Annotated in this window: 14 protein-coding genes and 1 pseudogene; 7 read left to right on the forward strand and 8 right to left on the reverse strand. The window is 64.4% G+C overall.

Annotated features, from left to right (window positions below; all coding sequences use genetic code 11):
- Positions 1–250 precede the first annotated feature (250 nt).
- Entirely contained in the window at positions 251–568 is a 318-nt protein-coding gene (locus tag I2488_RS06875; RefSeq protein ID WP_196275044.1) for a 2Fe-2S iron-sulfur cluster-binding protein, read from the reverse strand.
- 138 nt (positions 569–706) lie between these two features.
- Here I2488_RS06875 and I2488_RS06880 point away from each other — a divergent pair, with 138 nt between their 5' ends.
- Together I2488_RS06880 and I2488_RS06885 are read left to right on the forward strand one after the other, a co-directional pair.
- The gene (locus I2488_RS06880) at positions 707–1324 is read left to right on the forward strand and encodes a DNA-3-methyladenine glycosylase 2 family protein (protein WP_196275045.1); all 618 of its coding nucleotides are present in this window, start codon (positions 707–709) and stop codon (positions 1322–1324) included.
- 40 nt (positions 1325–1364) lie between these two features.
- Positions 1365–2168: an SDR family oxidoreductase gene (locus I2488_RS06885; RefSeq protein WP_196275046.1), complete on the forward strand. Its 804-nt coding sequence runs from the start codon at positions 1365–1367 to the stop codon at positions 2166–2168.
- Between the two features lie 20 nt (positions 2169–2188).
- On the opposite strand, the gene I2488_RS06890 is transcribed toward I2488_RS06885, so the two are convergent.
- From I2488_RS06890 to folE, 3 genes are read right to left on the reverse strand one after another with little or no spacing between them, the layout of a single operon-like run.
- On the reverse strand, positions 2189–2674 hold the full coding sequence (locus I2488_RS06890; RefSeq protein ID WP_196275047.1) for a PaaI family thioesterase: 486 nt from the start codon (positions 2672–2674) through the stop codon (positions 2189–2191).
- A 34-nt stretch (positions 2675–2708) separates the two neighbouring features.
- Positions 2709–3683, reverse strand: coding sequence for an NAD(P)/FAD-dependent oxidoreductase (locus tag I2488_RS06895; protein WP_343071001.1), 975 nt, complete (start codon positions 3681–3683; stop codon positions 2709–2711).
- Between the two features lie 16 nt (positions 3684–3699).
- Positions 3700–4296 (reverse strand): GTP cyclohydrolase I FolE, encoded by a 597-nt coding sequence (gene folE / locus I2488_RS06900; RefSeq protein WP_196275090.1) that lies wholly within the window; start codon positions 4294–4296, stop codon positions 3700–3702.
- 170 nt (positions 4297–4466) lie between these two features.
- Between folE and I2488_RS06905 the strand changes: the two genes are divergently transcribed.
- The 3 genes from I2488_RS06905 (at position 4467) to I2488_RS06915 (ending at position 7715) form a co-directional block, all read left to right on the forward strand.
- The gene (locus tag I2488_RS06905) at positions 4467–5057 is read left to right on the forward strand and encodes a PAS domain-containing protein (RefSeq protein WP_196275048.1); all 591 of its coding nucleotides are present in this window, start codon (positions 4467–4469) and stop codon (positions 5055–5057) included.
- Positions 5058–5490: 433 nt separating this feature from the next.
- Entirely contained in the window at positions 5491–6705 is a 1215-nt protein-coding gene (locus I2488_RS06910) for an ATP-binding protein (RefSeq protein ID WP_196275049.1), read from the forward strand.
- Positions 6705–7715, forward strand: coding sequence for a ParA family protein (locus I2488_RS06915; protein ID WP_214652240.1), 1011 nt, complete (start codon positions 6705–6707; stop codon positions 7713–7715). The genes I2488_RS06910 and I2488_RS06915 overlap by 1 nt, the downstream gene beginning before the upstream one ends.
- Before the next feature lie 188 nt (positions 7716–7903).
- Here the strand turns inward: I2488_RS06915 and I2488_RS19790 are convergent, their stop codons facing one another.
- Together I2488_RS19790 and I2488_RS06925 are read right to left on the reverse strand one after the other, a co-directional pair.
- Positions 7904–8878: an HWE histidine kinase domain-containing protein gene (locus I2488_RS19790; protein ID WP_196275051.1), complete on the reverse strand. Its 975-nt coding sequence runs from the start codon at positions 8876–8878 to the stop codon at positions 7904–7906.
- Positions 8879–8983: 105 nt separating this feature from the next.
- Positions 8984–9400: a hypothetical protein gene (locus I2488_RS06925; RefSeq protein WP_196275052.1), complete on the reverse strand. Its 417-nt coding sequence runs from the start codon at positions 9398–9400 to the stop codon at positions 8984–8986.
- Between the two features lie 166 nt (positions 9401–9566).
- Between I2488_RS06925 and I2488_RS06930 the strand changes: the two genes are divergently transcribed.
- Together I2488_RS06930 and I2488_RS06935 are read left to right on the forward strand one after the other, a co-directional pair.
- Positions 9567–9959 (forward strand): protocatechuate 4,5-dioxygenase subunit alpha, encoded by a 393-nt coding sequence (locus tag I2488_RS06930; protein ID WP_196275053.1) that lies wholly within the window; start codon positions 9567–9569, stop codon positions 9957–9959.
- On the forward strand, positions 9959–10801 hold the full coding sequence (locus I2488_RS06935) for a class III extradiol dioxygenase family protein (RefSeq protein ID WP_196275054.1): 843 nt from the start codon (positions 9959–9961) through the stop codon (positions 10799–10801). Before I2488_RS06930 ends, I2488_RS06935 begins: the two co-directional genes overlap by 1 nt.
- Here the strand turns inward: I2488_RS06935 and I2488_RS06940 are convergent.
- On the reverse strand, positions 10798–11196 hold the full coding sequence (locus I2488_RS06940) for a Rap1a/Tai family immunity protein (protein WP_196275055.1): 399 nt from the start codon (positions 11194–11196) through the stop codon (positions 10798–10800). The two genes, I2488_RS06935 and I2488_RS06940, sit on opposite strands and share 4 nt — an antisense overlap.
- 314 nt (positions 11197–11510) lie before the next feature.
- A pseudogene (locus I2488_RS19860) lies at positions 11511–11650 on the reverse strand (IS30 family transposase); the annotation flags it as partial.

Genomic DNA, 11650 nt, shown 5'->3' on the forward strand with positions numbered 1-11650 from the left:
GTAACGATGTTCCCGTGCCGGATCGTTCGCCGTCGCGCGGGTCGCCAAACCGAGAGGACCGCACCGACCTCGCCGCACGCTTGAGCGGGCCTTTTGTTCCCGGAAAAATCGTCATGGCCGTCCCGTCGGCGCGCGAAGGATTTCCGGCCCGTCCGCGTTCAGGCCCGACGCTCAAGGGCGACGGACGCAAAAAGGGCCCGCTCTCCGAATGGAGGCGGGCCCTTTTTCGTCGGCACGATGGCCGGGAAGATCAGTCTTCCGGTGCGATCGTCACGCGCAGGCCGTCAAGCGCGATGGTCAGCTGCACCTGGCACGAAAGGCGCGAGGTCTCGTTGCGGTGGTCAGAGCTGTCGAGCAGGTCGTTCTCGTCCTCGCTCATCGGCGCAACCTTGTCGGCAAAGGCGGGGTCGATGTAGACGTGGCAGGTCGCGCACGAGCAGCAGCCGCCGCACAGCGCCAGCAGTTCGTCGAACCCGTTGTCGCGGATCGCTTCCATCACCGAAAGGCCGGCATCGGCCTCGACCGTCTTCTCTTCACCCGCACGATTGACAACCACGATCTTCGGCATCGTTCGTTCTCCAAATGCGGCGACGGGCAACAACGCTTGGTCCCGCGCCCCCTGTTCGCCTTTGGACCGGGCTGCTATCGCGCGATTGCGCCTTTGGCAACTGCCGATCCGGCCAGATCACGCATGCGGAGAATAAAGGTGGGACTGACTGCACAGGCCATTCGCGCCGGACTCGATCACATCGCCGCCCGCAGCCCTGCCATGGCGCGAGCGATCGAACGCGTCGGCTATCCCGAACCGCGCATCCGCTCCACCGGCTACGCCACCTTGCTGCGCACCATCGTCGGCCAGCAGGTCAGCGTCGCCGCCGCCGCCTCGGTGTGGAACAAGCTCGAGGCCTTGCTGGGCGAGGACATCCCCCCGCACGATCTCCTCGCCGCCGATTTCGATTCCCTGCGCGCCTGCGGCCTCTCCCGCCAGAAGCAGGGCTATGCCCGCTCCCTGTGCGAACTCGTCGTCTCGGGCGAACTCGATCTCGATGCGCTCCCCGCCGATGACGAGGAAGCCATTGCCGAGCTCGTCAGGATCAAGGGCATCGGCCGCTGGTCGGCAGAGATCTACCTGCTCTTCGCCGAGGGCCGCCCCGACATCTGGCCCGCCGGAGATCTCGCCGTGCAGGTCGGCCTCGGCAAGCTGCTCGGCCTTGCCGAACGGCCGAGCGAGAAGGAGACCCGCGCTCTGGCAGAGGACTGGCGCCCCCACCGCGGCGCCGCGGCAATCTTCACTTGGCATTGCTATAACAATCCGGCGCTGTAATCTCCGTTGCTGACAATCATGTGAGCAGGGGGAGGTGCCAGTGGCACGCAAGACGATCTTCATCACCGGCGGCGCCTCGGGCATCGGTCGCGCCGTGGCCCGGCGCTTCGGGCAGGGCGGCTGGTTCGTCGGGATCGCCGATATCAACGAGGCCGGCATGGCCGAAACCGCCGCGCTCCTGCCAGCCGGGCAAAGCTCCTGCCACAAGCTCGACGTGCGCGACCGCGCCGCCTGGGACGAGGCTCTTGGCGCTTGCGCCAAGGCAGCGGGCGGCCAGATCGACGTCGTCTTCAACAACGCCGGCATCCCCATCGGCGGCGGCATCGTCGACCTGACGCCAGAGGAGATCGAGCGCACCCTCGACATCAACCTCAAGGGCGTGATCTTCGGCGCGCAGGCCGCCTATCCCTGGCTCAAGGCCAGCGCGCCCGGTTCGTGCCTGCTCAACACGGCGAGCGCCGCCGGGATCTACGGCTCGCCCGGCGCCTCGGTCTATTCCTGCACCAAGTTCGGGGTGAGGGCGCTTACCGAATCTCTCGATGGCGAATGGGCGGAAGACGGCATCAAGGTGCGCAGCCTGATGCCGAGCTTCATCGAGACCCCCTTGCTCGACCATGCCCCCAACCGCGCCAGCAACGAGGACATCCGCACCCGCGTGCGCGGCGCCGGCCTCGAAATCACCCCCGTCGGCGAAGTCGCCGAAGCCGCGTGGGCCGCCGTCCATGGCGACAAGATCCACACCCTCGTCGGCAAGACCGCCCGCCGCCTCGCCTTCGCCTCGCGCTGGATGCCGGGAGCGCTGCGCAAGCAGATGCGCTCGTCAGAGCGGCCGCTGGGGAAGTAGCGGCGCCCTGCCGCACCCCCTCAATGCGAAGTCCGCTTCGCCCGCTTGATCGTCCCGGAAAAGCTCAGCACCGCTTCCTCGCGGCCATCCTCGCCCGTGCGCAGCACCGTGCCTCGCGCAAACACCAGACTGCCGCCCGCCCGCACGCATTCCCCGCGCGCGGTCAGCAAATCCCCGGCCTGTGCGCCACTGACGAATTCGCAGTTCATCGTCACCGTCACCCCGTTCACTTCGTCCCCGCCGGAAGCGGCGACCATGAACAGCGAGAAGTCGGCAAAGGTCATCAGCGATCCGCCGTGGACGATGCCATGCCCGTTGAGGTTCTTCGCCTCGGGCCTGAACCCGGTGACGATGCCGCGCTCGTCCCGCTTGACGTAGAACGGCCCGGTGCCGTCCTCGAACGGATCCTTGCCCGACCACTTCCACCAGCCGGCCCATGGGCCATCGCTGACCTGTTCGAAGTTGCCCCGGATCGGAGCAGCGGAAGATACGTCTGAAGTGCTCATGGCCGCTCTCTTAAGCGGACGCTTGAACGGCTGTCTAGGCCACTTCCTCACGCTCGCGCGCCATCATCCGCGTCGCCAGCGTCCGCCCGGAAATCCACGCGTTCTCCACGCGCGGGCCGAGCAGCCAGTCGCCGCACACGCCGATCTTCGATTGCGCACTCCACAGCGCGCCAAGGTTGCTCCCGGTCGACATGGCATAGCGCCAGCGGTGCGCCGAAGCGGTGACCGGCTGGGGCAGAGCTTCGCCCAGAGCCTCGCCCAATGCCGCCAGCAGCGCTGCGGCAACCTGCTCCACGCTGTCGTCGATATGCTGCATCGACCAGTGCGGGCTGGCCTGTACCACCCAGGTCTCCGGCCCCTTCCGGCCCGGCTTGGCGCCATTGCGCGCGGCCCAGCTGATCAGGCCTTCCTCGCGCACGGTGTCGGCCTTGGTCGGCAGCCGCTCGGAGAACGCGAACATCCCCGTCCAGCACGGCTGCGACCGCGCCGCCAGAGCCGTTGCCGCCAGCGACAGGTCGTGCAGGGCGACGATTGCCGAGGCCTGTTCCGGCGGGATCGAGACCACCACCGCATCGAAGGGCCCCGCCTGCATCCGCTCGCCATCGGCGCTTTCGCCGGTCAGGAACCACTGCCCCTCGCGCCGCACCAGCCCGCGCACGTGCCAGCCGAAGCGCACGTCATGCTGGTCGGCCATCTCCTTGATCACCGCGTTCATCGTCGGCACGCCGACCCACGCGCCGGTTCCGGCAGCGGGCCAGGGCGCCGCCACCCCGCACGCCGACCAGCGCGCCACTTGCGCCATGAACGCCGGATCGCGCACCGTGAAGTACTGCGCGCCGTGATCGAAGTGGGCATCGCCCAGCGGCGTCGTCATGCGCCGGGTCGACATGCGCCCGCCGGGACCGCGCCCCTTGTCATAGAGCGAGACACTATGGCCCGAACGGACAAGCTGGGACGCGCAGGAAAGGCCGGACATCCCTGCGCCGACAATGGCAACGTGCATCTTCATCGGTTTTTGCGGAGGCTCAGCCACGTCCCATCAACGCCAGGACTTCCTTGCGGCTGCTGGCATCGTCGAGGAAGCAGCCGAGCATCCGGCTCGTCACCATCCCCACGCCATGAGTCCTGACCCCCCGTCCGGTCATGCAGCCATGCTGCGCCTCGATCACCACCGCCACACCCTGCGGCTGGAGGTTGTCCCAGATGCACTTGGCCACTTCCGCCGTCAGCCGCTCCTGCACCTGCAACCGGCTGGCAAAGCCGTGCAGCACGCGCGCCAGCTTCGAGATGCCGACCACGCGATCCTTGGGCAGGTAGGCGATCGATGCCGTGCCGATGATCGGCGCCATGTGATGCTCGCAATGGCTCTGGAACGGAATGTCGCGCAGCAGCACGACCTCGTCATAGCCGCCCACTTCCTCGAACGTGCGCGAAAGGTGCAGGCCGGGATCTTCGGCATAGCCGCGGCAATATTCGCGCCAGGCCCGCGCCACGCGCTTGGGCGTGTCGAGCAGGCCCTCGCGCTCCGGCTCGTCGCCCGACCAGCGGATCAGCGTGCGGATCGCATCTTCGACCTCGGCCGGGACGATGAGCTTGCCATCCTCGCCGATCACGTCCGCCATGCCCGAAGAGGCGGCGAGGGTGGGGGAAAGGACATTCATCGGCAATCGCTCCGATCCGGCGCAAAAAAGGTTGCGGAATGATGTCCGGATGCGCCCCGGCCCCCGTCCGAACAACACGGACCAAAGGGCACGGACTGGAAAGCCGCCGAAAAGCGCGTATATGTGTACCCATGTCCATAGCCGAGATGATCGCCTCCAGCCCGACGGCCGCCGTCATCAGCAATCCGCGTCTGCCGGACAACCCGATCATTGCCTGCAATGACGCGTTCGTCGAGTTGACCGGATACCCGCGTGAGGAGATCATCGGCCGCAACTGCCGCTTCCTGCGCGGACAAGGGACGGAGGACGACAAGGCCCGCATCCTGCGTGACGGGATCTTCCGCAAGCAGCCGGTGATGGTCGAGATCATCAACTACAAGAAGGACGGCACCCGCTTCCGCAACGCGGTCATGGTCGCGCCGATCTTCGATGCCGAAGGTGAGGTCGAATACTTCCTCGGCAGCCAGGTCGAATTGGCCGAGGAACAGGGCGCCGCCAACGACGCCCGCCGCAACGGCGCCGCCGAACGCGTCGAACGCCTCAGCCGCCGCCAGAAGGAAATCCTCGTCCTCATGGCCGCAGGCAAGCTCAACAAGCAGATCGCCTACGAACTGGGCTTGAGCGAACGCACCGTAAAGATGCACCGCTCCGCCGTCCTCAAGGGCCTCGACGTCAAGACCAGCGCCGACGCCATCCGCGTCGCCATCGAAGCCGGCTTCTGACCCGAGGCTGACGGGCCGGCCCTCGCGTCACGACGCGGGGCTAGCCGTCCGGGCAGGCAACCACGAGAGCCACGCACCCTCGCGGCCCTCGGCCCTCAAGGCTCCAAGCCCCAAGTCCCCAAGCGCCAACGCTCCAAACCCTCCACCGTCACCCCGGGCTCCCGCTTCTTGGGGCATGCGCTCGTCGGCCACCAAGCAATTGGAAATCCAGCCAGTCGCTCAAGTTACCGGGAATGTCGAAGATTGGAGACGGCGGTCCAGCGCGATCGGCTTTCAACATACCAACTTCGGCCAAGACGAGTCGATCGCTTGTCTGGCCGACCGCATAAACGATCGAGTGAGACAGGCCCGTTGCAGTCTAGGCCGTACTAAGATAGCCGACATGTCAGCCATACGGCATGGCGGGTGCCTACAAGCCGAGAGGAAAATTCTGATGACCCCGCTTACGGATGACGAGCTAATCGGGCTAATTGATGATGTTGAAAGTGATCGAGCGGAACGGAAGGCTGCTTGGGCGGGAAGTGCTCCGGAGAAGGGGCGACAGGCGGTCTGTGCGTTCGCCAATGATCTTCCAAACCACAATGCGCCGGGTGTACTCTTCATAGGAGTCAAGGACGACGGGACGTTTCCTGACACAAATTTCGAGGTCACGGACCAGTTGCTTCAGACATTGGCGGACATCAAGACCGACGGCAAAATTACTCCGCCGCCCACTTTGACCGTTGCGAAGCGAAATCTACGCGGACGAGATGTCGCTGTGGTCACCGTCTGGCCTTCGGATGCACCCCCTGTTCGGCTAGAGGGTCGCGTTTGGATCAGAACTGGCCCGCGGCGTGACCAAGCGACCGCTCAGGACGAGCGGATTCTTGTCGAAAAGCGTCGCTACAGAGACCGCTCCTTCGATGCCCATCCAGTTTCCGGCGCGTCACTTGAAGAGCTAAGTAGGTCGTATTTCGAGAATGAATATCTTCCACAAGCTGTCGCGCGCGACGTCTTGGAGTTGAATGGCCGTAGTTATGAGGAGCGCTTATCTTCGCTAGGTATGATCGCTGGGGTGGAGGACCCCTATCCAACAGTTGCGGGACTGATGACCTTAGGCACATCTCCTCGGACTTGGATTCCCTCCTTCTATGTTCAGTTTCTAAGGATCGACGGCAGCGAATGGGGCGATCCCGTTATTGACGAACAGGAAATCGATGGAAACTTTGACACGATGCTGCGCCGAGTCGACGATAAGCTGAGAGCTCATACGGTGGTCTCTGTCGACTTCGCATCCGGCACGACCACAGAAGTGCGTAAATCAAACTATCCGCTTAGCGCACTTCAACAGCTTGTTCGAAACGCAATCATGCATCGGACTTACGACGGCACCAATGCTCCCGTTCGCGTCTATTGGTTCAACGACCGTATCGAGATTAGCAACCCCGGCGGCCCCTACGGTTCGGTGACCGTAGAGAATTTCGGACGCCCTGGGATCAACGATTACCGTAACCCGGTGATTGCCGGGGTTCTGAAGGTTCTTGGCTTTGTCCAACGCTTCGGATTCGGGATCGCTGAAGCTAGGCGGGCGTTGGACGCAAACGGAAATCCGCCGTTGGAGTATCAGGTGCAACAGGCTAATGTACTTGCAATTGTACGGACTGTTTGATGGCTATGACGCCTGTACTGACATTTTTCAATAACAAGGGCGGCGTTGGCAAGACGTCACTAGTCTTCCACCTTGCTTGGATGTTTGCCGAGATGGGCAAACGTGTGGTCGCAATTGATCTCGATCCACAAGCCAATCTGACTTCGGCTTTCCTTTCGGAGGACACCCTCGAGGAGATATGGGATCCTCAAGTCAGCAACGGCCGCGCCACTACGATTTACAAGTGCATCCAGCCCTTAACCAAGGTCGGAGACCTCCTCTCTCCGGTCACCCAGCATATTTCAGGCAGGCTGCACCTAGTGCCCGGGGACCTCGCTCTCGCGGGGTTCGAGGATCAGCTTTCGTCGGCTTGGACCGAGGCCATGGGGTCAAATCAAGACAGCTTGTACAGGCCCTTTCGCCTCCTTACAGCATTTTGGCAGGTCGGCCAGCTCGCCGCCGCCATGCATTCCGCTGATATCGTTTTGGCTGACGTTGGGCCGAACTTGGGAGCGATCAACCGATCGGCTTTAATCGGCACAGACCATGTAGTTATTCCTTTGGCGGCGGACCTATTTTCACTTCAGGGACTTAGGAACCTTGGCCCCACCCTCACTGGATGGCGCGCAGACTGGAGCCGCCGTCTCCAGAATTGGCAGAACCCTGACTTTGGGCTACCAGAAGGTCGGATGAGGCCAGAGGGATATGTGCTACTGCAGCATATGGAGCGATTGTCGCGGCCGGTTCGAGCATACGAAAAATGGGTCAAGCGGATCCCCGAGACCTATCGTGAGACGATCCTAAGAGGTCAGCAGCCTCTCCCACTTATGCCGGGCTCCCAAGATCCAAACTGTCTGGCGCGCCTAAAGCACTATCGAAGCTTGGCGCCTATGGCCCAAGAAAGCCGTAAGCCGATTTTTCACCTGACTTCAGCGGACGGGGCAATCGGGAGTCATTCTCAAGCGGTTAAGGACGCGTGGGATGACTTTCATCAACTGGCATCAAGGATCGCATTCCGCATTGCCCTGTGACAGAGGTGCAAGTCGAAGTCACTTCCGATGGCGGCTTCCGTCAAATGTGATGTTCTCCGAATTCGATCTGAATTAATGCTTTAAGTATCGGCTACCGGCTGCCCGTCCTCAAAGGCAGCAGCCACGGCCATGCGGACCGAAGCCGAAACGCCACGTCTCCACTCCCTACCCCGGACGCACCACCACCCCTAATGATGCAACGCCCGCGCGCCTTCGATGCGGATTTCGCACCAGACGCCGGCTGCATCGAAGTTCAGCTCCGCGCCGTCGAGGCCCGGCTGGGGCATCAGCAGCTTCATGCCGATGCCCTCGTGGGTCGGCGGGGTGACCGGGGGGCCGCCCTTTTCGGCCCACAGCATGTAGAGCGTCGATCCGCTCGGGCCGATGAACCAGCTCAGTTCCACGTGCCCGCGCTCGCCCGAGAGTGCGCCGTACTTGACCGCGTTGGTGCACAGCTCGTGCAGCGCCATGATCAGCGGGATGCAGCTGCCCGCCGGCAGCAGGCACGGCTCGCCGCTCAGGCGGATGCGGCCGTCGCGGTCGAACGGGGCCACCGTGTCGCGCACCATCTGCGGCAGGCGGCCTTCCGCCTCCGCGCCGATCTGCAGCAGGTCGCTTGCCGCGGCCAGCCCCTCGATGCGCAGGCTGAACTCCTTGTAGAAGTCCATCGCCGAGGTCGCCCTCGGCCCGCGCGAGGCCAGCGCCTGGATCAGCGTCAGCATGTTGCGCACGCGGTGGCGCAACTCGCGGTTGTAGTTTTCCTGCTGGACGTTGACCTCGGCAATGCGCTGCATGGTCTGCCGCAGCATGCCGCCGATGATCACCGTCAGCCCGCCCGAGAACACGAACAGCGCGAAGAACAGCAGGCGCAGGCCGTCCACTTCCTTGAACCACAGCTCGCCGCCGAACAGCCGCTGCGCCAGCAGCGCCGCGATCACGGTATAGGCGAGGGCATAGGGCAGTTCGAGCGCGAGCGAGGCGATCAGCAGGGTCGGCCAGTAGGTCACGAACGGCCGGCCGAGCGCGCCGTTGTCGAGCATCATGCGCAGCACCGTCGGCACGATCAGCAGCACCGCCATCCACAGCAGGGATTCGATCGGTGACCGCCTGCGGTTCACCAGCGCCCGCACGATAAGTGCCTGACGCGTATCGCCAAGTGCCACGCTCTCCCCCCGTCCGCCTGCGACCGGCTTTGTCCACGGATTGGTCCGCTTTGGTGGATACTAGGCCCTGCGCCAGGGCAAGTCCAAGTAAATCAGGGAATTTACCTATGCGGGGACTGCGTTAACCCTCGCATCGTCACATGTGGGAGGGTCGTCGAACGGGGGCGCCGGCACCCGCGTCGGTGCGGTCAGTCGCAGCACGTCGGCCAGCGCGATCACCTCTGCCACGGCCTGCGCCTCGTCCGGGCGGAGCCCCGAGAAGTCGGGCAGGAACGCGCGGCAGGCCTGCAGCAGGTTCCCGGGCGAGCGCTCGAGCTCGGAACGGTAGGCTTCCAGCGTGCGGCACCCGTCGATCTCGGCCCAGGCGATGCCGCTGGGCGAGGGGCGTTCGTGATAGGCCCACAGGGCGCGGATCGCCCGCTCCACCGCCACCTGCGCCTGCTCGACCACCGCCGCCCCCGAGGCGCGGGCCTTGAGGCGTTGGCGGTAGCGACGCTGGCGTTCGGCGTTGGAAAGCGGCATGCCCTTGATTCTACGCGTTAACCCAATCCGATCATACTCCGTTACGTTACTTACCCCGCCGGCAACGCTCTTTGACCTGCGTCAAGGCGAGGATTGTATGTGTTGCATATGATTTTCCCCATGAGCCGCACGCGAGTCGGCCACCTGCCATCGGGAGATCAGATGTATGGAACACCACCCCGACCCCACTGCCCGCGAACAGGCCCTGCGCCGCACCATCCCGCTGTTCGACGGCGCCTCCGCCACGCGCGGCTATGAACTCAACGCCATGTGCTTCTCGTTCAACGACAAGGCCAACCGCGACGCCTTCCTCGCCGACGAGGACGCCTATTGCGCGAAGTTCCACCTCACCCCCGAACAGCGCAAGGCCGTCGCCGACCGCGACGTCCTCGCCATGCTCGATGCCGGCGGCAACGTCTATTACCTCGCCAAGCTCGCCGGCATCTTCGGCCTCGGCGTGCAGGACCTCGGCGCCCTGCAGACCGGCATGACGGTCGACGCCTTCAAGGCCATGCTGGTCGAATGGGCCGACAGGATCCCCACCAAGGAGTGTGCATGATGGCCAATATCATCGGCGGCTATTTCACCAGCCACGTCCCCGGCATCGGCGGCGCGATCATGCGCGGCGATCAGGACACGCCCTACTGGAAGCCATTCTTCGCCGGCTTCCCCCCCATCCGCGAATGGCTGGCGCAAGCCAGGCCCGATGTCGCCGTCGTCTTCTCCAACGACCACGGCCTCAACTTCTTCCTCGACAAGATGCCGACGTTCGCCGTCGGCGCGGCCCCGTCCTACGACAATGCCGACGAGGGCTGGGGCCTGCCCGTCTACAAGAGCTTCGAGGGCCATCCCGCGCTCTCGTGGCACCTGATCGACAGCCTGGTGCGTGACGAGTTCGACATCACCACCTGCCAGCAGATGCTGGTCGACCACGCCGTGTCGATCCCGTTCGAACTGGCATATCCAGGTGTCGAAAGCTGGCCGCTCAAGCTCATCCCCATCGCCATCAACACCGTGCAGTACCCGCTGCCGAGCCCGAAGCGCTGCCTTGCGCTGGGCCGAGCCGTCCACCGCGCCCTGCAATCGTGGGGCGGGGACGAGCGCGTGCTGATCTGCGGCACCGGCGGCCTCTCGCACCAGCTGGACGGCCCCCGCGCCGGCTTCATGAACCCCGACTACGACATGTTCTGCCTCGACAACCTCGCCGCCAACCCGGACGCGCTGACCGGCCACACCGCCGAGGAAGTTGCCGAACTGGCCGGCACGCAGGGCGTCGAAATCCTCAACTGGATCGCCGCACGCGGAGCCATGGGCGATCTTGCCATGACCGAGGTCAGCCGCAACTACCACATCCCGATCAGCAACACCGCCGCCGCCAGCCTCCTGCTGGAACCGGCCTAACCCCTCCGCCGCGTCTTGCGCACCGCCTTCGCCGGAGCCTTGCGCTTCGGCGGAGGCGCGGCCTTGGGCTGGCTCTCCGGCCAGGCATCGACGATCGCCGCCTTCACCACCTCGCGCCCCTGCAGCGCCAGCGCCTCGTCATGCCCGGCGAGATACTGCGCCACCACATCGCGCACCTGGCCCGCACTGACATCATCCGGAACCTTCGGCGGCCGCTCAGCCGAGCGAAACCCGTCAAGCACCCCGATCACATAGGACAGGCACATCGCCCGATCGACCGGCGCCTTGGCCGAGCACGCCTCCTGCAACTGCTCCCCGCTCATCCATTCGGCACGGGCAGGGGAGGGGAGAAGGACAACAGCGGCAAGGGCGGGAAGGTAGCGGATCAAGGCCATTGCAACTCCACAGGCGTCTGCTGGCCAAACCCGCGTGATGCCGTTTTTGATCCGGCGAACCAAGGGCGCCCCAAGATCCTCCCCTTTTTCACCGCAGGTGCAAAAGGGGCGGTGGCAGCGCGCAGCGCTGACGGAGGGGTAAAAGACCCTGCCCCCTCCACCCCCGCCTACGGCGGCGGTCCCCCTTCCCATTTGCACCTGCGGTGAAAACGGGGAGGATCAACGGCAGCTATCGGCCCATCGGCTTCAAAAGCCGCTGTTCGGGAAACGATGCCATAGCTGCCATCTTTACATGATGCCCCACACCTCTTCCGTCACCCCGGGCCCGACCCGGGTGTGGATTCACATCCGAAGTGCAACGGGTTGAATGTTTCGGCTGGAGTTTTGAAGCCGAGGCATTTTCTGGGCGTGTTGTTGTAGTTGGCGAGGATGGCATCGAGTTGCTGTTGGGGCA

The organism is Novosphingobium jiangmenense (assembly GCF_015694345.1).
Classification (GTDB): domain Bacteria; phylum Pseudomonadota; class Alphaproteobacteria; order Sphingomonadales; family Sphingomonadaceae; genus Novosphingobium; species Novosphingobium jiangmenense.

Coding starts and splice junctions, on each gene's coding strand:
- I2488_RS06940 (WP_196275055.1), bottom strand. CDS start 11,196: ATGGCCTTGATCCGCTACCTTCCCGCCCTTGCCGCTGTTGTCCTTCTC.
- I2488_RS06875 (WP_196275044.1), bottom strand. CDS start 568: ATGCCGAAGATCGTGGTTGTCAATCGTGCGGGTGAAGAGAAGACGGTC.
- I2488_RS06925 (WP_196275052.1), bottom strand. CDS start 9,400: ATGCCGCTTTCCAACGCCGAACGCCAGCGTCGCTACCGCCAACGCCTC.
- I2488_RS06930 (WP_196275053.1), top strand. CDS start 9,567: ATGGAACACCACCCCGACCCCACTGCCCGCGAACAGGCCCTGCGCCGC.
- I2488_RS06890 (WP_196275047.1), bottom strand. CDS start 2,674: ATGAGCACTTCAGACGTATCTTCCGCTGCTCCGATCCGGGGCAACTTC.
- folE (WP_196275090.1), bottom strand. CDS start 4,296: ATGGCGGACGTGATCGGCGAGGATGGCAAGCTCATCGTCCCGGCCGAG.
- I2488_RS06895 (WP_343071001.1), bottom strand. CDS start 3,683: ATGAAGATGCACGTTGCCATTGTCGGCGCAGGGATGTCCGGCCTTTCC.
- I2488_RS06905 (WP_196275048.1), top strand. CDS start 4,467: ATGTCCATAGCCGAGATGATCGCCTCCAGCCCGACGGCCGCCGTCATC.
- I2488_RS06915 (WP_214652240.1), top strand. CDS start 6,705: ATGGCTATGACGCCTGTACTGACATTTTTCAATAACAAGGGCGGCGTT.
- I2488_RS06910 (WP_196275049.1), top strand. CDS start 5,491: ATGACCCCGCTTACGGATGACGAGCTAATCGGGCTAATTGATGATGTT.
- I2488_RS06935 (WP_196275054.1), top strand. CDS start 9,959: ATGGCCAATATCATCGGCGGCTATTTCACCAGCCACGTCCCCGGCATC.